This is a genomic window from Kosakonia cowanii JCM 10956 = DSM 18146 (assembly GCF_001975225.1).
Taxonomy (GTDB): domain Bacteria; phylum Pseudomonadota; class Gammaproteobacteria; order Enterobacterales; family Enterobacteriaceae; genus Kosakonia; species Kosakonia cowanii.
The window spans coordinates 2,674,733-2,697,850 of sequence record NZ_CP019445.1; the positions used below are offsets into that span (position 1 = coordinate 2,674,733).

The 23,118-nt window shown below is 58.8% G+C and carries 24 protein-coding genes and 1 riboswitch; of the genes, 13 read left to right on the plus strand and 11 right to left on the minus strand.

What is annotated here, in order from left to right; translation table 11 throughout:
• Positions 1-10: 10 nt before the first annotated feature.
• Positions 11-691 carry a type 1 glutamine amidotransferase domain-containing protein gene (locus BWI95_RS12615; protein ID WP_023479510.1) on the minus strand — a complete coding sequence of 227 codons (681 nt, stop codon included), beginning with the start codon at positions 689-691 and terminating at the stop codon, positions 11-13.
• A 47-nt stretch (positions 692-738) separates the two neighbouring features.
• Positions 739-2,034 carry an adenosylmethionine--8-amino-7-oxononanoate transaminase gene (bioA, locus tag BWI95_RS12620; RefSeq protein ID WP_054803708.1) on the minus strand — a complete coding sequence of 432 codons (1,296 nt, stop codon included), beginning with the start codon at positions 2,032-2,034 and terminating at the stop codon, positions 739-741.
• Between the two features lie 85 nt (positions 2,035-2,119).
• Here bioA and bioB point away from each other — a divergent pair, with 85 nt between their 5' ends.
• From bioB to bioD, 4 genes are read left to right on the plus strand one after another with little or no spacing between them, the layout of a single operon-like run.
• Positions 2,120-3,160, plus strand: coding sequence for a biotin synthase BioB (gene bioB / locus BWI95_RS12625; protein WP_076769577.1), 1,041 nt, complete (start codon positions 2,120-2,122; stop codon positions 3,158-3,160).
• Positions 3,157-4,311 (plus strand): 8-amino-7-oxononanoate synthase, encoded by a 1,155-nt coding sequence (gene bioF, locus BWI95_RS12630; RefSeq protein ID WP_054803707.1) that lies wholly within the window; start codon positions 3,157-3,159, stop codon positions 4,309-4,311. Before bioB ends, bioF begins: the two co-directional genes overlap by 4 nt.
• The gene (gene bioC / locus BWI95_RS12635; protein WP_076769578.1) at positions 4,298-5,047 is read left to right on the plus strand and encodes a malonyl-ACP O-methyltransferase BioC; all 750 of its coding nucleotides are present in this window, start codon (positions 4,298-4,300) and stop codon (positions 5,045-5,047) included. The genes bioF and bioC overlap by 14 nt, the downstream gene beginning before the upstream one ends.
• Positions 5,040-5,762 (plus strand): dethiobiotin synthase, encoded by a 723-nt coding sequence (gene bioD, locus BWI95_RS12640; protein WP_054803706.1) that lies wholly within the window; start codon positions 5,040-5,042, stop codon positions 5,760-5,762. The genes bioC and bioD overlap by 8 nt, the downstream gene beginning before the upstream one ends.
• Here bioD and BWI95_RS12645 read toward each other — a convergent pair.
• Complete coding sequence (locus BWI95_RS12645) at positions 5,704-6,426, minus strand: ABC transporter ATP-binding protein (protein WP_054803705.1); 723 nt, start codon at positions 6,424-6,426, stop codon at positions 5,704-5,706. The two genes, bioD and BWI95_RS12645, sit on opposite strands and share 59 nt — an antisense overlap.
• A gap of 757 nt (positions 6,427-7,183) precedes the next feature.
• Here BWI95_RS12645 and uvrB point away from each other — a divergent pair.
• Entirely contained in the window at positions 7,184-9,205 is a 2,022-nt protein-coding gene (gene uvrB, locus BWI95_RS12655; protein ID WP_076769580.1) for an excinuclease ABC subunit UvrB, read from the plus strand.
• Positions 9,206-9,325: 120 nt separating this feature from the next.
• On the opposite strand, the gene pmrB is transcribed toward uvrB, so the two are convergent.
• From pmrB to yvcK, 4 genes are all read right to left on the minus strand, one after another.
• Positions 9,326-10,438: a two-component system sensor histidine kinase PmrB gene (pmrB, locus tag BWI95_RS12660; RefSeq protein ID WP_076769581.1), complete on the minus strand. Its 1,113-nt coding sequence runs from the start codon at positions 10,436-10,438 to the stop codon at positions 9,326-9,328.
• A complete protein-coding gene (gene pmrA, locus BWI95_RS12665) occupies positions 10,438-11,112 on the minus strand; it encodes a two-component system response regulator PmrA (RefSeq protein ID WP_076769582.1) in 675 nt (224 codons plus the stop codon). Before pmrA ends, pmrB begins: the two co-directional genes overlap by 1 nt.
• Positions 11,109-12,752 carry a phosphoethanolamine transferase EptA gene (eptA, locus tag BWI95_RS12670; RefSeq protein WP_076769583.1) on the minus strand — a complete coding sequence of 548 codons (1,644 nt, stop codon included), beginning with the start codon at positions 12,750-12,752 and terminating at the stop codon, positions 11,109-11,111. The genes pmrA and eptA overlap by 4 nt, the downstream gene beginning before the upstream one ends.
• 108 nt (positions 12,753-12,860) lie before the next feature.
• The gene (yvcK, locus tag BWI95_RS12675; protein WP_054803704.1) at positions 12,861-13,769 is read right to left on the minus strand and encodes a uridine diphosphate-N-acetylglucosamine-binding protein YvcK; all 909 of its coding nucleotides are present in this window, start codon (positions 13,767-13,769) and stop codon (positions 12,861-12,863) included.
• A gap of 292 nt (positions 13,770-14,061) precedes the next feature.
• Positions 14,062-14,220, plus strand: a riboswitch (molybdenum cofactor riboswitch).
• Between yvcK and moaA the strand changes: the two genes are divergently transcribed.
• From moaA to BWI95_RS12715, 7 genes are all read left to right on the plus strand, one after another.
• Positions 14,208-15,197: a GTP 3',8-cyclase MoaA gene (moaA, locus tag BWI95_RS12685; protein ID WP_023479507.1), complete on the plus strand. Its 990-nt coding sequence runs from the start codon at positions 14,208-14,210 to the stop codon at positions 15,195-15,197. (Overlaps the previous riboswitch by 13 nt.)
• 16 nt (positions 15,198-15,213) lie before the next feature.
• Positions 15,214-15,726, plus strand: coding sequence for a molybdenum cofactor biosynthesis protein B (moaB, locus tag BWI95_RS12690; protein ID WP_023479509.1), 513 nt, complete (start codon positions 15,214-15,216; stop codon positions 15,724-15,726).
• A gap of 3 nt (positions 15,727-15,729) precedes the next feature.
• The gene (gene moaC, locus BWI95_RS12695; protein ID WP_023479526.1) at positions 15,730-16,215 is read left to right on the plus strand and encodes a cyclic pyranopterin monophosphate synthase MoaC; all 486 of its coding nucleotides are present in this window, start codon (positions 15,730-15,732) and stop codon (positions 16,213-16,215) included.
• On the plus strand, positions 16,208-16,453 hold the full coding sequence (gene moaD, locus BWI95_RS12700) for a molybdopterin synthase sulfur carrier subunit (RefSeq protein WP_054803703.1): 246 nt from the start codon (positions 16,208-16,210) through the stop codon (positions 16,451-16,453). Before moaC ends, moaD begins: the two co-directional genes overlap by 8 nt.
• Position 16,454: 1 nt before the next feature.
• Positions 16,455-16,907 (plus strand): molybdopterin synthase catalytic subunit MoaE, encoded by a 453-nt coding sequence (gene moaE, locus BWI95_RS12705; RefSeq protein ID WP_054803702.1) that lies wholly within the window; start codon positions 16,455-16,457, stop codon positions 16,905-16,907.
• A gap of 64 nt (positions 16,908-16,971) precedes the next feature.
• Positions 16,972-17,679, plus strand: coding sequence for a Bax inhibitor-1/YccA family protein (locus tag BWI95_RS12710; protein WP_054803701.1), 708 nt, complete (start codon positions 16,972-16,974; stop codon positions 17,677-17,679).
• A gap of 61 nt (positions 17,680-17,740) precedes the next feature.
• Entirely contained in the window at positions 17,741-18,451 is a 711-nt protein-coding gene (locus BWI95_RS12715) for a Bax inhibitor-1 family protein (RefSeq protein WP_054803700.1), read from the plus strand.
• An 80-nt stretch (positions 18,452-18,531) separates the two neighbouring features.
• Here the strand turns inward: BWI95_RS12715 and BWI95_RS12720 are convergent, their stop codons facing one another.
• The 3 genes from BWI95_RS12720 to BWI95_RS12730 are packed head-to-tail and all read right to left on the minus strand — an operon-like array spanning position 18,532 to position 21,499.
• On the minus strand, positions 18,532-19,497 hold the full coding sequence (locus tag BWI95_RS12720; protein WP_023479030.1) for a lysylphosphatidylglycerol synthase domain-containing protein: 966 nt from the start codon (positions 19,495-19,497) through the stop codon (positions 18,532-18,534).
• Positions 19,497-20,741 (minus strand): cardiolipin synthase ClsB, encoded by a 1,245-nt coding sequence (gene clsB / locus BWI95_RS12725; RefSeq protein WP_023479029.1) that lies wholly within the window; start codon positions 20,739-20,741, stop codon positions 19,497-19,499. Before clsB ends, BWI95_RS12720 begins: the two co-directional genes overlap by 1 nt.
• On the minus strand, positions 20,738-21,499 hold the full coding sequence (locus BWI95_RS12730) for an endonuclease/exonuclease/phosphatase family protein (protein WP_042714957.1): 762 nt from the start codon (positions 21,497-21,499) through the stop codon (positions 20,738-20,740). Before BWI95_RS12730 ends, clsB begins: the two co-directional genes overlap by 4 nt.
• A gap of 133 nt (positions 21,500-21,632) precedes the next feature.
• Between BWI95_RS12730 and BWI95_RS12735 the strand changes: the two genes are divergently transcribed.
• The gene (locus BWI95_RS12735) at positions 21,633-22,052 is read left to right on the plus strand and encodes a YbhQ family protein (protein ID WP_054803699.1); all 420 of its coding nucleotides are present in this window, start codon (positions 21,633-21,635) and stop codon (positions 22,050-22,052) included.
• Here BWI95_RS12735 and BWI95_RS12740 read toward each other — a convergent pair.
• Positions 22,005-23,111, minus strand: a complete 1,107-nt coding sequence (locus BWI95_RS12740; protein ID WP_054803698.1) for an ABC transporter permease — start codon at positions 23,109-23,111, stop codon at positions 22,005-22,007. The two genes, BWI95_RS12735 and BWI95_RS12740, sit on opposite strands and share 48 nt — an antisense overlap.
• Positions 23,112-23,118 lie beyond the last annotated feature (7 nt).

Here is a 23,118-nt window from a genome sequence, read left to right on the forward strand (position 1 = left end):
GCCTCCTTGCTTAGCGGTGCAGCAGTTTCAGCAACTCTTCGGCGGTTGCCGCAGAGGAGGCCGGGTTCTGACCGGTGACCAGATGGCCGTCGGTGACCACATAGACGCCCCAGTCATCGGTGCGCTCGAACTGCCCGCCTGCCTGTTTCAGTGAATCTTCCACTAAAAACGGCACCACTTTCGTCAGGCCAACCGCCTCTTCTTCGCTGTTGGTAAAACCGGTGACGCGTTTACCCTGCACCAGCGGCGTGCCGTCCGGTTTTTTCGCATGGCGCAGTACGCCCGGTGCGTGGCAGACCGCCGCGACCGGTTTTCCTTCCGCCCAATATTTTTCAATCAGATCGATAGAGGCGGGGTGCTCAGCCAGATCCCACAGCGGGCCGTGGCCGCCCGGGAAAAAGACCGCGTCATAATCGCTGATGTTGATGCTGCTCAGGGGCAGGGTATTTGCCAGCGCCTGCTGCGCTTTTTCATCTTTACGGAAACGCTCGGTGTCCTGCGTCTGCGCATCCGGCGCATCGCTGGTCGGGTCGAGCGGCGGCTGTCCGCCCGCCGGAGAGGCGAGTACCACCTCTACGCCTGCATCCTGAAAGATATACCAGGGTGCGGCAAACTCTTCGAGCCAGAAACCGGTTTTCTTGCCGGTGTCGCCCAGGGTGTCATGTGAGGTCAGAACCATCAGAATTGCCATATATCCTCCATTTTTCAGGTCAGTAACCCAAAAGTGTAGTGCATCTTTTACGCCTCGGCGGCGAAGAAGTCCGCACGCAGCACGGCGGCATTCACCGCCTGGGTCAGGCGCGACAGCTGCTCCGGGGTGATGATATAGGGCGGCATCAGATAGATCAGGCGGCCAAACGGGCGGATCCAGACGCCCTGCTCAACAAAGAAGCGCTGCAACGCCGCCATATTCACCGGCGAGCGCGTTTCCACCACGCCAATCGCGCCGAGTACGCGCACATCCGCGACGCTTGCGGCCTCTGCGGCGGGAGCCAGCTCCGTCTTCAGCTGCGCTTCAATGGCAGCGACCTGCGCCTGCCACTCGCCGCGCTGCAAAATCTCCAGGCTGGCGGTTGCCGCCGCGCAGGCCAGCGGGTTGCCCATAAAGGTTGGGCCGTGCATAAAGCAGCCCGCCTCGCCGTTGCTGATGGTCTCTGCCACCGCGCGGGTGGTCAGCGTAGCGGAGAGGGTCATAGTCCCGCCTGTCAGCGCTTTGCCAAGGCAGAGAATATCTGGCGTGATATCCGCATGCTCACAGGCGAAGAGTTTACCGGTGCGGCCAAAGCCGGTGGCGATCTCATCGGCGATCAGCAGGATCCCTTCGCGATCGCACATCTTACGGATGCGCTTCAGCCACTCAGGATGATAAATACGCATGCCGCCCGCGCCCTGCACAATCGGCTCCAGAATAACGGCAGCGATCTCATGGCGATGGGCCGCCAGCGTGCGGGCAAACGCCACCATATCGTGCTCATCCCACTCCCCATCGAAACGGCTCTGCGGCGCAGGTGCGAAGAGGTTTTCCGGCAGGTAACCCTTCCACAAACTGTGCATCGAGTTATCGGGATCGCACACCGACATCGCACCAAAGGTGTCGCCATGGTAGCCGTTACGGAAGGTGAGGAAGCGCTGCCGCGATTCGCCCTTCGCCTGCCAGTATTGCAGCGCCATCTTCATCGCCACTTCCACCGCCACCGAACCGGAGTCGGCGAGAAACACGCACTCCAGCGCCTCGGGCGTCATCGCCACCAGTTTGCGGCACAGCGCCACGGCGGGCGCATGGGTAATGCCGCCGAACATCACGTGAGAGACGGCATCGATCTGCGTTTTCATCGCCGCGTTCAGCGCCGGATGGCCGTAACCGTGGATCGCCGCCCACCAGGATGACATGCCGTCAACCAGCTTCTCACCGCTGGCGAGATGTAGCTCGCAGCCCTGCGCGGAAGCGACCGGATAGACGGGGAGAGGGGCGGTCATGGAGGTGTAGGGATGCCAGATATGGCTGCGATCAAAAGCTAAATCGTCTTGGGTCATAATCGACTTGTAAACCAAATTAAAAAGTTTTAGGTTTACGAGTCTACACCGAATAACGATTTAATCACACTTTTGGAGAGGCCAGATGGCTCACCACACACGCTGGACACTGTCGCAAGTTACTGCTTTATTTGAAAAACCACTGCTGGATCTGCTTTTCGAGGCGCAGCAAATTCACCGTCAGCATTTTGACCCGCGCCAGGTGCAGGTCAGCACGCTGCTGTCGATCAAAACCGGCGCCTGCCCGGAAGATTGCAAATATTGCCCGCAAAGCGCGCGCTACAAAACGGGCCTCGAGTCGGAGCGGCTGATGGAGGTGGAGCAGGTGCTGGAGTCGGCGCGCAAAGCGAAGCTCGCCGGTTCAACGCGCTTCTGCATGGGCGCGGCGTGGAAAAACCCGAACGATCGCGATATGCCCTACCTGGAGCAGATGGTGGAAGGGGTGAAAGCGATGGGGCTGGAAGCCTGCATGACCCTTGGCACCCTCAATGAGAGCCAGGCGCAGCGTCTGGCCCACGCCGGGCTTGATTACTACAACCACAACCTCGACACCTCGCCGGAGTTCTACGGCAACATCATCACCACCCGCACCTATCAGGAGCGTCTCGACACGCTGGATAAAGTGCGCGATGCCGGGATCAAAGTCTGCTCCGGCGGTATTGTCGGGCTGGGCGAAACTGTTACCGATCGCGCCGGGCTGCTGATGCAGCTCGCCAATCTGCCGACGCCGCCGGAGAGCGTGCCGATCAACATGCTGGTGAAGGTGAAAGGCACGCCGCTGGCGGATAACGACGATGTCGACGCCTTTGATTTTATTCGCACTATCGCCGTGGCGCGCATCATGATGCCCACCTCCTACGTTCGCCTTTCGGCCGGGCGCGAGCAGATGAACGAGCAGACCCAGGCGATGTGCTTTATGGCCGGTGCCAACTCCATCTTCTACGGCTGCAAACTGCTGACTACGCCAAACCCGGAAGAGGATAAAGACCTGCTCCTGTTCCAGAAACTGGGGCTGAACCCGCAGCAGACCCAGGTGCTGAATGGCGATAACGAACAGCAGCAGGAGATTGAGCAGCAGCTGCTTCACGCCGACACGGAGCACTATTACAACGCGGCGACCCTATGAGCTGGCAGCAGCGAATCGAAGCCGCGCTCAGCGAACGCCGCGCGGCAGATGCCCTGCGCCGTCGTATCACCGTTGAGCAGGGTGCCGGACGCTGGCTAACCCTTGAGGGCGAGCGTTTTTGCAACTTCGCCAGTAATGACTACCTCGGTTTAAGCCAGCATCCGCAGGTGATTGCCGCCTGGCAGCAGGGCGCCGCGCAGTATGGCGTCGGCAGCGGCGGTTCGGGCCATGTTGTTGGTCATACGGCTGCGCATCATCAACTTGAGCGCGAGCTGGCGCAGTGGCTCGGTTACGACCGCGCGCTGCTCTTTATCTCCGGTTTTGCCGCCAACCAGGCCACCATTGCGGCCCTCACCGGCAAAGAGGATCGCATCGTCGCCGACAAGCTGAGCCACGCCTCGCTGCTGGAAGCGGCTGCCCTCAGCCCGGCGCAATTGCGCCGTTTTGCCCATAACGATGTCGGGCAACTGGCGAGCCTGTTGAGCAAACCGCTCAACGGGCAGCAGCTGGTGGTCACCGAAGGCATTTTTAGCATGGATGGAGACAGCGCGCCGCTGGCGGCGATTGCCGATGCCGCGCGTGAGGCGCAGGCATGGCTGATGGTGGATGATGCCCACGGCATCGGCGTGCTTGGCGAGCAGGGGCGCGGCAGTTGCCATTTGCAGGGGGTGAAGCCCGACATTCTGGTGGTCACCTTCGGCAAAGGTTTCGGCGTCAGCGGCGCGGCGGTGCTTTGCAGCGAAGCGGCTGCCGATTACCTGGTGCAGTTCGCCCGCCATCTTATCTACAGCACTGCAATGCCCCCCGCGCAGGCGGTGGCGCTCAGCGCCGCCCTCGATATTATCCGCTCCGATGAAGGCGACGCGCGCCGCGCGCAGCTGGCAGCGCTGATTGGCCGTTTTCGTGACGGCGTGCGCGGGCTGGATCTGGCAGTGACAGAGTCGCACAGTGCCATTCAGCCACTGATTGTTAGCGACAACAGCCGCGCGCTGCGTCTCGCCCACACTCTGCGCCAGCAGGGGCTGTTTGCGACCGCCATTCGCCCACCAACGGTGCCGCCGGGCACGGCGCGTTTGCGCCTCACCTTAACCGCCGCGCATCAGCCGGAGGATATCGACAGGTTGCTGGAGGCGCTGCATGGCGGTGAATAAACAGGCGGTGGCCGCCGCCTTTGGTCGCGCAGCCCAGAGCTACGCGCGACATGATGAGTTACAGCGGCTCAGCGCCGACTGTTTGCTGGCGCAACTGGGCGACATTAATCCTGCGCGGGTGATTGACGCTGGCTGCGGGCCAGGCGCGATGAGCCGCTACTGGCGCGCGCAAGGCTGCGATGTCACGGCGCTCGATCTCTCGCCCGCTATGCTGGCAGAAGCCCGCCAGCTGAAGAGCGCCGCGCGTTATGTCACTGGCGATATCGAAGCACTGCCGCTGGCTGACGCGACCTTTTCACTGGCGTGGAGCAACCTCGCGGTGCAGTGGTGCGACGATCTGCGCCAGGCGGTTGGCGAACTGCGCCGCGTCACCGAACCGGGCGGGCATATTGCTTTTACCACGCTGGCGGACGGCTCGTTACCGGAGCTGAACCAGGCCTGGCGCGCGCTGGACAGCCTTCCCCATGCTAACCGCTTCCTGCCCGCGACGGAGATTGAGCAGGCGCTGAACGGCTGGCCGCTGCGCTGCGGCATTGACACCGTCACCCTGTGGTTTGCCGATGCCGCCAGCGCCCTGCGATCCCTTAAAGGGATTGGCGCGACCCATCTGCATGCTGGTCGCCAGCAGGGGCTGACGCGCGGCAAATTGCAGCGCTTACAGGAAGCCTGGCCGCAACAGCAAGGCAAATTCCCGCTGACCTATCAACTTTTTTGGGGAGTGATAACCCGTGACTGAACGCTATTTTGTGACCGGTACTGATACCGAAGTGGGTAAAACCGTGGCGAGCTGCGCACTGTTGCAGGCGGCGAACCTGCGCGGGCTGCGCAGTGCGGGCTATAAACCGGTCGCCTCCGGCAGTGAGATGACGCCCGATGGGCTGCGCAATAGCGATGCACTGGCGTTGCAGCGCCACAGCAGTTTGCTGCTCACCTATCAGGCGGTTAATCCGTACACCTTTGCCGAGCCGACCTCGCCGCACATTGTCAGCGCTGATCTGAATCAGCCGATAGAGGCGGAAGTGATGTCGGCCGGTTTACGCCAGCTGGAGCAGCAGGCTGACTGGCTGCTGGTGGAAGGGGCAGGGGGCTGGTTTACGCCGCTCTCGCCGACGCTGACCTTTGCCGACTGGGCCACCGCAGAGCGCCTGCCGGTGATTCTGGTGGTTGGCGTCAAGCTTGGCTGCATCAACCATGCGATGTTAACCGCCCAGGCGGTACAGCAGGCAGGGCTAAGGCTGGCAGGCTGGATCGCTAATGACGTGGTCAAGCCGGGTAAACGCCACCAGGAGTATATGGCGACGCTGCAACGCGTGCTGCCCGCGCCGCTGATCGGCGAGATCCCGTGGCTGGCGGATGCGCCGGAAGCCGCCGCAACCGGCCACTATCTCGATCTCAGCGTACTGACTGCGGCGACATCCAGTGCGCCAGCAGCGGATCATCTAACTGCCTGATATCGCCCCCGGCCACGCGCCGCCCGCGGTGCAGCAGGCAGAAACGATCCGCTACCCGGCGGATCAGCGACAGCTGCTGCTCCGCCAGTAAGATCGACATACCAAACTCCTGATTGAGCCGCACGATCAAATTCCCCAGCTTATGGATAAACGCCTGGCCGAGGCCGCGCGTCGGTTCATCGAGGATCAATAACCGTGGGCGCGTTACCAGCGCCCGCGCCATCGACAGCTGCTGCTGGTTATCCTCCGACAACGTCGCACCGCGCTGCTGGCGTAGCCCATACAACTCCGGGAAGAGATCGAAGATCTCGCGGCTTAAGTTCTGCCCTGCGTCACCGGCGGCACGCATCGCCACATGCAGGTTCTCCTCCACCGTCAGTTGCGAAAAGATGCGTCTGTCCTGCGGCACATAGCCGATACCGACCGCGCTGCGGTGCTCGGCCTGCAGTGTCAGCAGATCGCGCGGCGGCGCGCCCGCATCCTGCCAGATCATGCTGCCGCTCTCCACCGGCAGGTAGCCGGTTATGCAGTTCACCAGCGTGGTTTTTCCCATACCCGGCAACCCGACCAGCGAGGTGCAGAGGCCGGGGGCTAACTCCAGATCGATATCCCATAACGTATGTTGGTCGCCGTAATAGTGGTTCACCGCATGTAAGCTCAACATGATCCGCTCCTTGTTCCCATCAGGTATGACTGCTTTTCACTACGGTCAACTGCAAAAGGCTTGCCAGAACGTGAAAAGGGCATTTTTTTCGGAGACGGCTGAGAAAGCGTGCGAAAAAAACGTGATGGCGCGCAAACCCAGGTAAAAATTCTGCACTTTGCCAGTGCTTACCGCAGCGGGTGGTGGTGCAACGGATAGTGGAATTGTGAGAAGGATCCCATGCGGATCTTGCGCATCGTTATCTGATAATTGCCGAAAAGAGTCGATAAAAAAATTTTCCCTCCCCCTTTTCGACGCAGAGGGGGAGTTTGGCGAGGGGCGGGGTGCACGGGCTGGCGGCAGTTATCCACTATTCCTGTGGATAACCTTGTGTATTAGAGTTAGAAAACGTGCGGCAAGCGAGAGGCGGCGCGGCTTGCGCATGAATTGGTGCGAAACCCGTCTTTTTAATATTTTCTTTTTTAATCAAACGTTTAAATAAAAGCAATGGGTGTAAGAAAAGTGTCACCGACTGCCATAAAAGCGTCAAACATCACCTTGACAAATGTTAAAAGGGCAAAAATTCTGGGGATAACCTTTAACGCGAGGTTTAATCGCTTACCGATTGCCCAATCGCAGCCACAATGCGATGTTTTGCACTGGGGTAGATGAGATCGGTTTGCACGCTACTGTTTTTTCATCCAGTATCTTCGGTTGGCAAAAATGCGCATGGTGAGTAAACTGTCTTACCTGCCCCACTCCTCATCAGGTGCCATTCATGAGTAAACCGTTCAAACTGAATTCCGCTTTTCGCCCCTCCGGCGATCAGCCTGAAGCAATCCGTCGCCTCAAGGAAGGGCTGGAAGACGGGCTCGCGCACCAGACGTTGCTCGGGGTAACCGGTTCAGGGAAGACGTTCACCGTGGCCAATGTGATTGCCGATCTGCAGCGTCCAACCATGGTGCTGGCACCCAACAAGACGCTGGCCGCGCAGCTCTATGGCGAGATGAAAGAGTTCTTCCCGGATAACGCGGTGGAGTATTTCGTCTCCTACTACGACTACTATCAGCCGGAAGCCTATGTACCCAGCTCGGATACCTTTATCGAGAAGGACGCGTCGGTTAACGAACATATCGAGCAGATGCGTCTCTCGGCCACCAAAGCGCTGCTGGAGCGGCGAGATGTGGTCGTGGTGGCATCGGTCTCCGCCATCTACGGTCTGGGCGATCCTGACCTCTACCTGAAGATGATGCTGCACCTCACCAATGGCATGATCATCGATCAGCGCGCGATCCTGCGCCGTCTGGCGGAGCTGCAGTACACCCGTAACGACCAGGCGTTCCAGCGCGGCACCTTCCGCGTGCGCGGCGAAGTGATTGATATCTTCCCGGCGGAGTCGGACGATCTGGCGCTGCGCGTTGAGCTGTTCGACGAAGAGGTTGAGCGCCTGTCGCTCTTCGATCCGCTGACCGGCCATATCGAATCGGTGATCCAGCGTTTTACCATCTACCCGAAAACGCACTACGTCACGCCGCGCGAGCGCATCGTGCAGGCGATGGAAGAGATCAAAGTCGAGCTGGCGGAGCGGCGGAAGTTTCTGCTGGAGAACAATAAGCTGCTGGAAGAGCAGCGTATTACCCAGCGCACCCAGTTCGATCTGGAGATGATGAACGAGCTGGGCTACTGCTCCGGCATCGAGAACTACTCGCGCTACCTCTCCGGGCGCGGGCCGGGCGAAGCGCCGCCGACGCTGTTTGACTATCTGCCCGCCGATGGGCTGCTGGTGGTTGATGAATCCCACGTGACCATTCCGCAAATCGGCGGCATGTATCGCGGCGACCGGGCGCGTAAAGAGACGCTGGTAGAGTATGGTTTCCGTCTGCCGTCGGCGCTCGATAACCGCCCGATGAAGTTCGAAGAGTTCGAAGCACTGGCACCGCAGACCATCTACGTCTCCGCGACGCCGGGTAACTATGAGCTGGAGAAATCGGGCGAAGAGGTGATCGATCAGGTGGTGCGCCCGACCGGCCTGCTGGATCCGATTATCGAAGTGCGCCCGGTGGCGACCCAGGTCGACGATCTGCTGTCCGAGATCCGTAAGCGCGTCGAGATCAACGAGCGTGTGCTGGTAACTACCCTGACCAAACGTATGGCAGAAGATTTGACCGAATATCTGGTCGAGCACGGCGCGAAGGTGCGCTATCTGCACTCGGATATCGACACCGTCGAGCGTATGGAGATTATCCGCGACCTGCGTCTTGGTGAGTTCGATGTGCTGGTCGGCATCAACTTGCTGCGTGAGGGGCTGGATATGCCGGAAGTGTCGCTGGTCGCCATTCTCGATGCGGATAAAGAGGGCTTCCTGCGCTCCGAACGATCCCTTATCCAGACCATTGGTCGTGCGGCGCGTAACATTAACGGCAAAGCGATTCTCTATGGCGATAAGATCACGCCGTCGATGGCGAAAGCGATTGGCGAAACGGAGCGCCGCCGCGAGAAACAGCAGAGCTACAACGAAGAGCACGGCATTACGCCGCAGGGGCTCAACAAGAAAGTGGTGGATATTCTGGCGCTGGGCCAGGGGCTGGCGAAAACCAAAGCCAAAGGGCGCGGCAAGTCCCGCTCGCCGGTTGAGGCAGATGCATCCGATCTGGGCCTGACGCCGAAAGCGCTGCAACAGAAAATTCATGAACTGGAAGGGCAGATGATGCAGCATGCGCAGAATCTGGAGTTTGAAGAGGCGGCGAAGGTGCGCGATCAGCTTCATCAACTGCGCGAACTGTTTATTGTTGCCTCTTAATGTTGACTTAACATAGCCCTGTCACACTCTCCTCAGTTTTCGTGGAGGAGAGTGTGATGCAACAAATTACCGTTCGTGAGTGTTTTGCCGTCGCCTGCGCGCTGGCGGTGGTACTCGGTTTTACCCATTTTTGGCTGCTGAGCTACTGATCGTCCCCCGGTCGGGCGCGCTGAATTTGACCCACGCCCGCACCCCACTTTGTGTCAGCCGATTGTGCAGGAAAAACTGCGCGTCATGCAGTTGCGCGATACGCGTAACGATACTTAAGCCAAGACCGGCACCGCCGTAACGGCTGTCCATTCTGACAAATGCTTTGCTCAGCTCGCCGCTGCGGCTCTCATCAATCCCTTGCCCCTCATCCTCTACCGCCAGCACCGGCGTTTCCGCCTGCTCCAGCCGTACAGTAATCGTGCTGCCGACGGGGCTGTAGCGATGGGCATTCTCTACCAGGTTACGCACCAGCAGCCGTAGCAGCGTCGCATCGCCCGCTACCGCCATTCCTTCGCCCTCAACCGGCATCACCAGGCGCTGATCGCGTGCCGCCAGCATGGTGCGAAGCTCCTCTTCCATCGGCAGCACCACATCGCTTAATAACGTCACTTGCTGATAGGTACCGGCGGAGAAAGATTGCCCCACGCGCGCTAAAAGCAGCAGCTGGGCGATATTTTCCGTCATCTGATCGAGGCGCTGCACCAGCGGTTCGACCTGCATACCGCTGCTTTTTGCCATCAGTTCAAGGTGCAGACGCAGCCCGGCGAGCGGTGTGCGCAGCTCATGGGCGACATCGGCGGTAAAGAGCCGTTCGCGATCGAGAGTTAACGTCAGGCGCGAGACCAGCTCGTTAATCGCCGAGGTGACCGCCTCCACTTCGCTGACGCTCTGATCGAGGGTAATAGGCTGCAAATTGTTCGGCGTGCGCTTATTCAGCTCCTGCTGAAGTTCGGAGAGCGGGCGGGTGATCGCTTTGACGGCCTGCATGCAGAGCAGCAGCGCGAGGCCGATAATCAACAGGCTTGGCACCAGCAGGCTCGCCACCGCTTCACGCACTTCATGCTCAATATGTTTACGGTTGTTGTGGTTGTGGATCGCCGTCTGCACCAGCAGCTGGATCTGCTCTTCGCTCTCATGCCAGAGCCAGAAGACGCTGACCAGCTGGCAGAAGAGCAGAATGCCGCCAATGGTCAGCAGCAGCCGGCGGCGCAGGCTCCAGTGACGAAAGTCGAACATCGCCATCACTCGGGCCGCTCTTGCGGTGCCACCAGCATATAACCGAAGCCGCGCACGGTGCGGATGCGCGACTTACCAATCTTGTCGCGCAGATTGTGAATGTGCACCTCCAGCGTGTTGGTCGACGGCTCGTTATCCCAGTTGTAGATATCGTTGTAGAGGATCTCGCGGTGTACCGGGCTTTCGGCTTTCAGCATCAGGCGCGATAAGAGCGCGTACTCTTTTGGCGTCAGCTCCAGCAGTTGTCCCTCCAGCCACGCCTGGCGGCGGGTGACATTCAGCGTCAGGTTGCCGTGGATAATCTCGTTATCGCCCTGATTGTGGTGACGGCGCAGCAGCGCGCGGATACGGGCGTTAAGCTCGTCGAGGGCAAAGGGTTTTACCAGGTAATCATCCGCGCCGGTATCAAGCCCCGCCACGCGATCGTCGAGGGTATCGCGGGCGGTGAGGATCAGCACCGGCAGGGTATATTTCTCTTTGCGCAGCCGGTTGAGCAGATGCAGGCCATCTTCATCAGGCAGGCCGAGATCGAGCACAATCAGGCTGTAGTGGCCACCCGCCAGGCAGAGCGCCGCTTCATGGGCGGTCGAGACGCCATCGCAGGCGTAGCCTTCACTCTGCATCGCGAGGATTAACCCCTGTTGCAGCAGCGTATCATCTTCAATCACCAGAATTTTCATTTCACCTGCTCCCGGCACGGCGTAAGGATATCGTCTTCAGGATGGTAGACCGTGGTGCTGACGCCCAGTATACCCAACATGGTCGGGAAGAGGTTGTCCTGCGAGTAGGCCTTCTCCCGCGCATTTTTCGCGACACACTGACTGTTAATGCCGTAACGCGTCTGGTAATCGGGCGACAGCCAGATCAGCAGCGGCACATGTTTCTGCGTGGCGGGCGCGATGGAGTAGGGCAGCCCGTGCAGGTAAACGCCATTTTCACCCAGTGATTCGCCATGATCGGAGAGGTAAACCAGGCTGGTGGTAAACCTCTCCTGTTTTGATTGCAGTAATTTAATCGCTTTATCAACAATATAGTCGACATAGACGATGGTGTTGTCATAGGTATTCACTAGCTGCTCGCGGGAGCAGGTCTGGATCTCATTGGTATCGCAGGTGGGGGTGAATTTGCGCATCTGCGCCGGATAGCGGTTGTAGTAGGTTGGCCCGTGGCTGCCAATGGTGTGCAACACAATCAGCCCGTCACCCGGCAGTTGATCGATATAGCGCGCCAGATCGCGAAACAGGATCTCATCCTGGCACTCGCCCTTGATGCAGTAATCCGCCAGATTTAGCTGCGTCATACCCTGGTGCGGCACGCGGTCGCAGGCCCCTTTACAGCCGCCATCATTCTCATTCCACAGCACCTGAATCCCGGCGCGCTGCACTACATCAAGCAGCCCCTCCTGGTGATGCGCCAGCTGATCGTCATAGTGGGCACGGCCCATGCCGGAGAACATGCAGGGCACGGAGACCGCTGTCGCGGTGCCGCACGAGGTGGTGTTGGGGAAGTAGATAACATTATCCTGCTTCAGCAGCGGGTTGGTCTCGCGATCATATCCGCCAAGCGAGAAATCATCCCCGCGCGAGGTTTCGCCCAGCACCAGAATGGTGAGGTTTTTACGCGGGCCGCGCTTCATCTGCGGCAGTTGGTGAGCATCTTCACCGATGCGCACCAGCGGCAGGTTATCCATGCGGTTATGAACATACCAGGAGAGCGAGGCGGCAATGGCGTTCGACGGGCCGAGGGTTTTCACCAGCTCTTTGTTGTTGCGAAACAGCGAGGCGTAATCTTTATAAAACGGCACCGCCACGGCAACGATAATCAGCGCGGAGATCGCCACGCTGAGCAGGCGCAGCGTAATGCTACGCAGCAGGGGGCGGGTGGGTTTGATCTTGATCCACCAGGCGATAATCACCGGCAGCAGGGCGGTCAGCACCAGCGTCATCACCATTTTGCCCGACATCAGGGCGAAGCTCTCCGCCGCGGTGGTATCGAGAATATTGGTGATCATCGAGCGGTCAATAATCACGCCGAACGTGGAGATAAAGTACTGTGCGGCAGCGCAGACGAGGATAAACAGACTCAGCAGCAGCCGGTCGAGGTGCAGAAACGACGCCAGCGTCAGCACAATGTTGATTACGCTAAAGGCCACCAGCGGCATGGTGAGGAACACCAGCGCGTTATGCAGCGAGTCGACCGGAAGCAGATGAAACGCCTGGCGGTAAAAAACAATATTGAGCACCAGCGCGATATAGAGCGCCGCAAGGGTAAGCAGAGAGAGGCGGCTTAAAGAGGGCCGATAGAGCGAAAGCGTGCGCATAGCCAAATTCCATAATGTGAATAGCGCTATGCTGACAGGGGTTTTTTAAGACAACCTTAAGAAATTAAGCAAAGGGTTTGGCGGGGCTGATTCTGCCCCGCCTGCGCGTCAGCCAAGCTGCTGCACCGCTTTCTCCAGCGCGTTGCGCAGCAGAACACGGTCGTGGCGATAGGGGATATCGCTCGCCTCCAGCTCTTCCTGAATAATCAGCCGGTCTGTGACCGTGCTGGCGTCCACTTTTGGCCCCACCACGGCGGCGTCAATAATGCGCTTGCCGATGTACTGCTCCATGATCGAGAGCTTATCCGCCAGCGTCAGGCGGGCGGCGGCGGGGCTGAGCTCTTTGCCGAGGTTGCCGATATAGACCACCGGCGCAGGGGTGCGGCGCAGCGCCTGGGCTAACTCATCAAGCAGCAGCAGCGGCAACAGGCTGGTGTAAAAACTGCCGGGGCCAATCAGGATCAAATCCGCTTCGGCAATCGCCTGCACTGCTTCGCGGGTGGTGGGGACTTTCGGCGACAGCATCAGCTCCTGCACCGGTGCGTGCAGTTGGTCGATATTGACCTCGCCGTACACCACGTTGCCTTCGCTGTCCGTCGCCATCAGATCGACCGGCTGCTCGGACATCGGGATTAAAAAGGCGTCCACCTTCAACAAATTGCGAATGATGTTAATTGCTTCCAGCGGGCGCACGCTGAGGTGATCGAGCGCTTTTAACATCAGGTTTCCGAGGTTATGACCGGAAAGTTCGCCATTGCCGCTAAAACGGTACTCAAACATCGCCGAGGCGACGCTTGGTTCGGTAATCAACTGATTGAGGCAGTTGCGCATATCGCCCCAGGCGATGCCGCCTTCGGAGCGGCGAATACGCCCGGTAGAGCCACCGTTGTCGGTAGTGGTGACGATGCCGGTGAGGCGCGATCCCAGTGAGGCGAGCGAAGACATCACCCGCCCAAGACCATGCCCGCCGCCGAGCGCGACAACGCGATCCAGGTCGGCGAGGGTGCGATTACGCATAATTGTTCCTTATGATTTTTTATCGCGCTACGTTAGCGTAAATACCACTAAAAGACGATGCCGCGCACCGCGTAAAATGACACATATCAAAGCAAAAAAGCGATTTTCACGTACTCTGTAGCCATTGTGCACGATTATGTCGCTATGTAGTGGTTTATATAACGATATTCACAATGGCGAAAGCCGGGCGATCGCGCTACTATCGCCAGAGCATGTTAGCGTGCCTAACATAACCCTCCTCAATGGATTTCGAGTGGCGTTGAAGTGTATCAACACCGATGCAGCCCGAAAGACGAAGAGGATACACTCAAGCCTCTGCACCTGTGTCTTAAGGATCGTTAACTAAAGATATGGTGCTTTGGCCGTAGCAGAGCAATAGCTCTCGCTGCCAGGGTGCAGGAAGAAATGACTGCATCTCCCGAATCTGGAAAGGTGTACATGGCCTCACAACTGACTGACGCGTTCGCGCGCAAGTTCTATTACTTGCGTTTGTCGATTACCGACGTGTGCAATTTTCGTTGCACCTACTGCCTGCCGGATGGCTACAAGCCCGGCGGCGTCAATAACAACGGCTTTCTCAGCCTCGATGAAATTCGCCGCGTGACCCGCGCCTTTAGCGCAATGGGCACGGAAAAAGTGCGCCTGACGGGCGGCGAACCCTCCCTGCGCCGCGATTTCACCGACATCATCGCTGCGGTGCGGGAAAACGCCGCCATTCGCCAGATTGCCGTCACCACCAACGGTTACCGCATGGCTCGCGACGTTGCCCAGTGGCGCGACGCCGGTCTGACGGCGATCAACGTCAGCGTCGACAGCCTCGACGCTCGCCAGTTTCACGCCATTACCGGGCAGGATAAGTTTCGCCAGGTGATGGCGGGCATCGATGCCGCCTTTAGCGCCGGATTTTCGAAGGTGAAGGTCAATACCGTGCTAATGCGCGACGTGAACCATCACCAGCTTGATACCTTCCTTGACTGGATCCAGACGCGGCCAATCCAGCTACGCTTTATTGAACTGATGGAGACGGGCGAGGGGAGCGATCTGTTCCGCAAACATCACCTCTCCGGCATGGTGCTGCGCGACGAGTTGCTTAAACGCGGCTGGATCCACCAGCTGCGCCAGCGCAGCGACGGCCCGGCGCAGGTCTTCTGCCACCCGGATTACGAAGGCGAAATCGGGCTTATCATGCCCTACGAAAAAGATTTCTGCGCCAGCTGCAATCGCCTGCGCGTCTCCTCCACCGGCAAACTGCACCTCTGCCTGTTTGGCGATGGCGGCGTCGATCTGCGCGATCTGCTGCAGGCAGACGAGGAGCAGGGCAGGCTTGAAGATCGTATCGCCACGGCGCTCAGCCAGAAAAAGCAGACCCACTTCCTGCATCAGGGCAATACGGGCATTACGCAAAACCTTTCATATATCGGCGGGTAACGCCGCAAGGAGAGAGATGAGCCAGGTCAGCGCTGAGTTTATCCCGGTCAGGCTTGCTATTTTGACGGTCTCCAGCCGTCGTGGCGAAGAGGATGACACTTCCGGTCACTATCTGCGCGACGCCGCGCACGATGCCGGTCATCAGGTGGTTGATAAAGCGATCGTTAAAGAGAACCGCTACGCCATTCGCGCCCAGGTATCGGCGTGGATCGCAAGCGATGAGGTGCAGGCGGTGCTAATCAACGGCGGGACGGGCTTCACCGAAGGTGACCAGACGCCAGAAGCGCTGCTGCCGCTGTTTGACCGCGAAATTGAGGGCTTCGGCGAGCTGTTTCGCATGTTGTCCTTTGAAGAGATCGGCACCTCGACGCTGCAATCCCGCGCGCTGGCGGGCGTCGCCAACCAGACGCTGATTTTCGCCATGCCCGGCTCGACCAAAGCGTGCCGCACCGCGTGGGAAAATGTCATTGAACCGCAGCTCGATGCGCGTACGCGCCCGTGTAATTTTTACTCCCATTTGAAGAAGTAAGTTATGTCGCAACTGACCCACATTAACGCCGATGGCGAAGCGCATATGGTGGATGTCTCCGCCAAAGCGGAAACCGTGCGCGAAGCGCGCGCCGAAGCCTTTGTTACCATGCTGCCAGAGACGCTGGCGATGATTGTCGACGGCAGCCACCACAAAGGCGATGTCTTCGCCACCGCGCGCATCGCCGGTATTCAGGCGGCAAAACGCACCTGGGAGCTGATCCCGCTCTGCCATCCGCTGCTGCTGAGCAAAGTAGAAGTGCTGCTCCAGGCGCAGCCGGAGCATAACCGCGTGCGCATCGAATCTGTCTGCCGCCTGAGCGGCAAAACCGGCGTTGAGATGGAGGCGTTAACTGCTGCCTCGGTCGCTGCGCTGACGATTTACGATATGTGCAAAGCGGTGCAGAAAGATATGGTGATTGGCCCGCTGCGCCTGCTGGCGAAAAGCGGCGGCAAATCGGGTGATTTCAGGGTAGAGAGCGATGCTTAAAGTACTGTTTTTCGCGCAGGTGCGCGAGCTGGTGGGCTGCGACACCCTCAACGTTGAGACGCTTTTTCCCTCCGTTGAAGCGCTGCGCCAGCATCTTGCCGCGCAGGGCGACCGCTGGGCGCTGGCGCTGGAAGAGGGCAAGCTGCTGGCAGCGGTGAACCAGACGCTGGTCAGTTTTGATCATCCGCTGGCAAGCGGCGATGAAGTGGCCTTTTTCCCGCCGGTGACCGGAGGCTGAGATGAGCGAAACGCGAATTTGTGTCGACCGCGCCGCGTTTAACGTCGGCGAAGAGTACAGCTGGCTGGCCGCGCGCGATGAAGATGGCGCGGTGGTGACCTTTACCGGCAAAGTGCGCAACCACAATCTGGGCGACAGCGTCAGCGCCTTAACCCTTGAGCACTATCCGGGGATGACGGAAAAATCGCTGGCCGCGATCGTCGACGAGGCGCGCAGCCGCTGGCCGCTCGGGCGGGTAAGCGTTTATCACCGCATCGGCGAACTCTGGCCGGGAGACGAGATTGTCTTTGTCGGCGTGGGGAGCGCGCACCGCAGCAGCGCTTTTGAGGCCGGGCAGTTTATTATGGACTACCTGAAAACCCGCGCGCCGTTCTGGAAGCGCGAAGCGACGCCGGAAGGCGAGCGCTGGGTGGAAGCGCGCGACAGCGATCAGCAGGCAGCGAAACGCTGGTAGCACGCAGGGTACCGATTGATGTGTTAACCTTACTGCATTGTTAACCCATCAATCAGGAGTGATTATGGACCGTTTCCCCCGTTCCGATTCTATCGTGCAGGGCAGCCGTAGCGGGCTGCAAACTTATATGGCGCAGGTCTATGGCTGGATGACCTGCGGTCTGCTGTTAACCGCGTTTGTCGCATGGTATGCCGCGCGCAGCGACGCGATCATGAGCTTCGTCTTCTCCAGCCAGATCACCTTCTTCGGGCTGATTATCGCCCAACTGGCGCTGGTGTTTGTCATCTCCGGCATGATCCATAAACTGAGCCCCGCGCTGGCGACCGGCCTGTTTATGCTCTATTCGGCGCTTACCGGCCTGACGCTCTCCAGCATTCTGCTGGTCTATACCTCGCAGTCGATTGCCGCCACCTTTGTGGTTACCGCCGGGATGTTTGGCGTGATGAGCCTTTACGGCTACACCACCAAACGCGATCTCAGCGGCTTCGGCAATATGCTGTTTATGGGGCTGATTGGGATTGTGCTCGCCTCGCTGGTCAACTTCTGGCTGAAGAGCGAAGCGCTGATGTGGGTCATCACCTATATCGGTGTGATTGTCTTCGTCGGCCTCACTGCTTATGACACGCAGAAGCTGAAAGGGATCGGTGAGCAGATTGATGTCAGCAACAGCGCCGAGCTGCGCAGATATTCGATTTTGGGCGCGTTAACGCTCTACCTCGACTTTATCAACCTGTTCCTGATGCTGCTGCGTATCTTCGGCAACCGCCGATAAGTTACGCCGTACTCCATCCCGGCTACGGCCGGGATTTTTTTGCCTTTTTCACGGAGGAGCGGTGAGAGTATTTGGCTGGATTGCCCCGGTGCAGGTCACGCCCGTTGAGTTACTGGTGAAGGCCTGTTTGTGGCTGGCGGTGGGCATGGCGCTTAGCGCGGCGCTCTGCTGGCTGGTACTCGATCTGCTGGCGTTGCCGCAGTTTACTGAACACAGCGCGATCATCGTGCTGCTGGTGATCCTCTGGTTTATCACTCTTTTCGCGCTCACCATGCTGTTTGCGCGCATGCAGACGTTACACGCCATCAGCGCGCTGGTGCTGCTGAGTGTAATTGGCGGTCTGCTGGCTGCGAGCCTCTTTCCGCTGCAACTCTGTCTTGTGCTCTACGGCGTGACCTGCGGGATGTTCGCCCTTGGCGCGCTGGTTGCACATCTTTATGGCGAGCGGCTGCGCAACGGACGTTTTTACTTGCTGCTGGCCGCATCAGGCGGCGCGCTTGCCGTGGTGATTAATCTTGCGCTGGCAGGCGGCGTGGCACAGTGGTGCGCAAGCCTCTTTCTGGTGGTGCTGTTTAGCGTTGTGAGCGCGCGCAAAAGCCCGCAGATGCTCGACAGCGCGCGCGGGCTTTACCGCCAGCAGTTTGTTACGGTGCAGCACTGCGCGACCCGCGGTGCGCTCAGCATCTGGCTCGGCGCGGCGACCGCCTTTCTCGACATACTTCAAACGCTGATGTTTCTGGTTTCATCAGGATCGTCCAGCGCGTCGCGCTAAAGCATGGCTGCTGAAACCGCGTAGGCCGGATGGCGCGTGACACGCTTATCCGGCCTACACCGTTTCATGGGACGGCACTATCACTGCTGCGCCATCGCCTTCTCGTTTTTCGCCCGCAGCTTCTTGGCACGGCCCTCCAGCAGCAGATAACCAATCAGCGCCAGCAGCAGCGGCAGGAAGTAGTAGAGCACCCGGTAGGCGAGCAGGGCGGCGATAATAATCCCCTGCGACACATGCTCGCTGGCAAGCAGGGCGATAAACACCGCTTCCAGCACGCCGATGCCCGCCGGGATATGCACAATCACCCCGGCGATACTGCTGACCAGCAGCACCCCAAGCACAAAGAAGAAGTCGGCGCGCATGCCGAGCAGGATCCAGATAATCGCCCCCATCGCAATCCAGTTAGCACTGGAGATCACCATCTGCGCGACGGCGAATTTCCACGACGGCAGCACCAGTTTGTGGCCCTTAATGGTGACGTGACGGCGTTTCGCAAACGCGCAGCCCCACAGGTAGACGGCGATAATCAACAACAGCACCACGCCGACAATACGCAGCGTCGAGGCGTCGATATACCAGTGCGCCGGGATCTCCACCACGCCAAAGGTAAAGATCAGCCCGCCGAGCAGAATATAGCCCAGCCAGTTGGTGGTGATACTGAGCGAGAAGATGCGCGTAATGGTGCTGCCTGGCAGCCCAAGCCGCGAGTAGAGGCGATAGCGCATGCCAATCCCGCCAACCCAGGTGCTGAGCGTCAGGTTAAAGGCATAACAGATAAACGACACCAGCATCACCTGGCGCTTCGCGAGCTTATGGCCGCAGTAGGCGCGGCCGAGCAGATCGTAAAAGCCATACAGCACGTAGCTGAGGATCACCAGCGCCACCGCGCTCAGCAGGGCGGTGCGGTTGTAATCGCGAATGACCTTCCAGACATCTTCCCAGTTCACCTTCTGCGCATAGAGCACCAGCAGAACAATAACGGCGATAAAAAAGATCACCGTGAGGATTTTTTTAGCCAACCGCCAGCGCGGATGTGATGTTGACATCAGGGTTTTGCTCCCGAGTGCTGTGCTTCGTTTCTGTCCTGGGTTTCCATCTCCGGCTGCACCGGCGGCCCCACTTCAGCCAGTTTAGGGGTATGCGCCGGTAACCAGCCGACCAGCGCCGGGAAGTGGCGTAAGAAGTGGAACACCACCACGCTTTTCCCGAGATTCCACCAGGTGCGCTTCGGCGCCATCGACTCATCCACCTGCTTACAATCCTGCTCAATAATCTTTTGCAGGTTGTCGCGCAGCGTCTGGTTAAACTCGCGATCGTGAATAATCAGGTTCGCTTCGAGATTAAGCGACAGGCTTAACGGGTCAAGGTTACTGGAGCCAACGGTCGCCCAGTGATCGTCCATCAGCGCCACTTTGCCGTGCAGCGGGCGGCGGCGATACTCATACACCTTCACGCCGCCTTTCAGCAGGTAGTTATAGAGCAGCTCCGCGCCCACTTTGACAATCGGCATATCCGGCTCGCCCTGCACAATCAGCTTCACGGTAACGCCGCGACGGGCAGCGTTACGCATCGCGTGCAAAAGCCGGTAGCCGGGGAAGAAGTAGGCATTGGCGATAATCACTTCCCTACGGGCGTTAGCCAGCATCTTCAGATAGTGACGTTCAATATCGTCGCGGTGGTCGTCATTATCACGCCAGACAAACAGCGCCTGCGCTTCGCCCGGCTTGCGGTTCTCTTCCGGACGATGACGGCGGCGCTGCCACCAGCGTTTCGCCGGGGCGTTATCGGGCAGGTTTTCCAGCTCAAATTGCAGAATATCTTCGACAATTGGCCCTTCGACCCGCACGGCGTAATCCTGTTTCGCCTCGGGGCCATAATCAGAGAGGTGCTCAGCCGAGTAGTTAATCCCGCCGACAAAGGCGACGGTGTTGTCGATCACTACAATTTTGCGGTGCATACGACGGAAGACGTTGGTACGCATGCCGAGCAGCGGCGGGCGCGGATCGTAGTAGCGGAAAATCACCCCCGCCGAGGTGAGGGTGCTGACAAACGATTCGCTTAAATCGGGCGAACCGTAGCCGTCGAGCAGCACCTCAATACTGACGCCGCGCTGGGCGGCGCGTAGCAGCACGCTGTGCAGCTCTTTGCCCACTTTGTCTTCAAACCAGATAAAGGTTTCGAGAATAATTTTCTGTTGCGCGTTATCAATCGCATCGTAGAGCGCCGGATAGTAGTTATCACCATTTTCCAGCAACTGGATGCGGTTACCGTCCCGCCAGCTACATTTCATAAATGGATCTCCGCACTCAGGGGGGCATGATCGGACAGATGACGCCAGTTGCGCAGCGGCAGCGCGGTAGGCGCACTGGCGCTGGCGTTTTTGACATAAATTCTGTCGAGGCGCAGTAAAGGCAGGCTGACCGGGAACGTTCGCGCCGGGCGACCGTGCGCGCGGGTGAAGATCTCCTCAAGCCCGGCCTGCGCTTTAAGCGGCTGGTTGGCTTTTTGCCGCCAGTCGTTGAAATCCCCCGCCACCAGCACCGGTTCGCCTTCCGGCAGAGAGTTGACCCACTCCGCCAGCATTTTTAGCTGCGCCTGGCGATGCGCCTCTTTCAACCCAAGATGAACACTGAGGACATGTACCGCGCCGCCATAATCGGGCGGCACAATCCGGCAGTAGAGCAGGCCGCGTTTTTCGCTGCCATCTACTGAGACGTCGAGGTTTTCGTAGTGTTCAATCGGATAGCGGGAGAGCACCGCATTGCCGTGGTGCCCTTCAGGATAGACCGCATTGCGCCCGTAAGCGAAGTCGCTCCACATGGTATCGGCGATAAATTCGTAATGGGTGGTATCGGGCCAGTTCTCAACGCGCAGCGGGTGCACTTCGTGGGCGCCCATCACCTCTTGCAGGCAGACGATATCGGCGCTCACCAGGCGCACGGCATCGCGCAACTCGGGCAAAATAAAGCGCCGGTTGAAGGTGGTAAAGCCTTTGTGTGTGTTAATCGTCAATACTTTTAATGAAAATGGTCGCGCGTGTTGGGTCATAAATCTCCTGCCAGCATCACTCTCCTGTATAGAAATAAATTGTAGTCCCTGTCACAAAAAAAGCCGGGGTTACAGAATTTTCCGTAGATCGGGGTACTCTTCTACAAGAGTAAAATCCTTGCGGAGAGATGCCATGAAGTGGCAACAACGTGTTCGTGTCGCAACAGGCCTGAGTTGCTGGCAGATTATGTTGCATTTGATGATTGTGGCGATACTGGTGATGGGCTGGATGAGCGGCAGGCTGGTGCACGTGGGGCTGGGGCTGTGCGTGCTTTATGGCGTCACCGTGCTGCTGATGCTCTTTTTCCAGCGCCATCATGACGCCGGCTGGCGCGGCATCGGCGATGTGCTCGAGGAGCTAACCACCACCTGGTATTTTGGCGCATCCCTTATTGCCATCTGGCTGCTCTCGCGGGTGCTGCAAAACAACTACCTGCTGGCGCTTGCCGGGCTGGCAATCCTTGGCGGCCCGGCGGTGGTCTCACTCTTAACTAAAGAGAAACGGCTAGGTCGTGTGACGACGAAACATGGCGTAGGCCGCAGTGCCCGTTGACAGGGCAATCACTATCAGCGGCCACAGGCTTCCCCAGATAATCTCCAGACTGGCATCCTTCAAATAGATCTGCTTGGTGATATCGGTAAAGTGCCGGATCGGGTTAATCCAGGTTAAGTCCTGCAACCACACCGGCATGTTCTCCACCGGCGAAACGTAACCCGAAAGCAGGATCGCCGGCATCATAAAGACAAACACCCCGATAAACGCCTGCTGCTGCGTTTCGCAAAACGACGAGATCAACAGCCCAAACCCAACCAGCGACAGGCCGTAAACCAGCATCGCGAAGTAGAAGAGCAGCAGCGATCCGGCAAACGGGATCTGGTAAGCCAGAATGCCGAACAGCAGCACAATCGTCGCCTGAAACGCGGCGACAATCAGCGCCGGCACCGCTTTGCCGATAAAGATCTGCCAAGTGGCAAGCGGCGAGACCAACAGCTGATCGAAGGTGCCCTGTTCCCGCTCGCGCGCTACCGACAGCGAGGTGACAATCATCACGCCGATGGTGGTGATCATCGCTACCAGCGACGGCACGATAAACCATTTGTAATCGAGATTCGGGTTGTACCAGTTACGCACCACCAGCTCGCTGTTGTTCGGCTTCGACTGCCCGGCCAGCAGCTCCTGCTGATAATCCTTCACCACCTGCTGAAGATAGTTGGCGGCGATCTGCGCGCTGTTCGAGTTACGCCCGTCGAGGATCAACTGCATCTGCGCCGGTTTGCCGCTGTCGAGATCGCGGGAAAAATCCGCCGGGAAGCGCACCAGCAGCAGCGCTTTTTGCGTATCCAGCGTCGGGCGGATTTCCTGCGGGCTGTGCAGCAGCAGCACGTTGGTAAAGGCTTTGGCGCGGGCGAAGCGCTGGGTCAGCTCCACCGCGTGCTTGCCGTTATCCTCGTTATAGATAGCGATAGTGGCGTTGGTCACCTCAAGGGTGGCGGCAAACGGGAAGAGCAGCACCTGAAAAATCACCGGCAGAATCAAAATGGCGCGGGTTTGCGGCTCGCGCAGCAGGGACTGTAACTCTTTGCGGATCAGCGTCCATAAACGGTGAAACATGGCTTCT

Coding starts and splice junctions, on each gene's coding strand:
- bioA (WP_054803708.1), bottom strand. CDS start 2,034: ATGACCCAAGACGATTTAGCTTTTGATCGCAGCCATATCTGGCATCCC.
- yvcK (WP_054803704.1), bottom strand. CDS start 13,769: ATGCGTAATCGCACCCTCGCCGACCTGGATCGCGTTGTCGCGCTCGGC.
- clsB (WP_023479029.1), bottom strand. CDS start 20,741: ATGAAATGTAGCTGGCGGGACGGTAACCGCATCCAGTTGCTGGAAAAT.
- pmrA (WP_076769582.1), bottom strand. CDS start 11,112: ATGAAAATTCTGGTGATTGAAGATGATACGCTGCTGCAACAGGGGTTA.
- moaE (WP_054803702.1), top strand. CDS start 16,455: ATGAGCGAAACGCGAATTTGTGTCGACCGCGCCGCGTTTAACGTCGGC.
- BWI95_RS12615 (WP_023479510.1), bottom strand. CDS start 691: ATGGCAATTCTGATGGTTCTGACCTCACATGACACCCTGGGCGACACC.
- eptA (WP_076769583.1), bottom strand. CDS start 12,752: ATGCGCACGCTTTCGCTCTATCGGCCCTCTTTAAGCCGCCTCTCTCTG.
- moaA (WP_023479507.1), top strand. CDS start 14,208: ATGGCCTCACAACTGACTGACGCGTTCGCGCGCAAGTTCTATTACTTG.
- moaD (WP_054803703.1), top strand. CDS start 16,208: ATGCTTAAAGTACTGTTTTTCGCGCAGGTGCGCGAGCTGGTGGGCTGC.
- bioB (WP_076769577.1), top strand. CDS start 2,120: ATGGCTCACCACACACGCTGGACACTGTCGCAAGTTACTGCTTTATTT.
- BWI95_RS12730 (WP_042714957.1), bottom strand. CDS start 21,499: ATGACCCAACACGCGCGACCATTTTCATTAAAAGTATTGACGATTAAC.
- uvrB (WP_076769580.1), top strand. CDS start 7,184: ATGAGTAAACCGTTCAAACTGAATTCCGCTTTTCGCCCCTCCGGCGAT.
- BWI95_RS12720 (WP_023479030.1), bottom strand. CDS start 19,497: ATGTCAACATCACATCCGCGCTGGCGGTTGGCTAAAAAAATCCTCACG.
- bioC (WP_076769578.1), top strand. CDS start 4,298: ATGGCGGTGAATAAACAGGCGGTGGCCGCCGCCTTTGGTCGCGCAGCC.
- BWI95_RS12645 (WP_054803705.1), bottom strand. CDS start 6,426: ATGTTGAGCTTACATGCGGTGAACCACTATTACGGCGACCAACATACG.
- moaB (WP_023479509.1), top strand. CDS start 15,214: ATGAGCCAGGTCAGCGCTGAGTTTATCCCGGTCAGGCTTGCTATTTTG.
- BWI95_RS12735 (WP_054803699.1), top strand. CDS start 21,633: ATGAAGTGGCAACAACGTGTTCGTGTCGCAACAGGCCTGAGTTGCTGG.
- pmrB (WP_076769581.1), bottom strand. CDS start 10,438: ATGGCGATGTTCGACTTTCGTCACTGGAGCCTGCGCCGCCGGCTGCTG.
- moaC (WP_023479526.1), top strand. CDS start 15,730: ATGTCGCAACTGACCCACATTAACGCCGATGGCGAAGCGCATATGGTG.
- BWI95_RS12710 (WP_054803701.1), top strand. CDS start 16,972: ATGGACCGTTTCCCCCGTTCCGATTCTATCGTGCAGGGCAGCCGTAGC.
- bioF (WP_054803707.1), top strand. CDS start 3,157: ATGAGCTGGCAGCAGCGAATCGAAGCCGCGCTCAGCGAACGCCGCGCG.
- BWI95_RS12740 (WP_054803698.1), bottom strand. CDS start 23,111: ATGTTTCACCGTTTATGGACGCTGATCCGCAAAGAGTTACAGTCCCTG.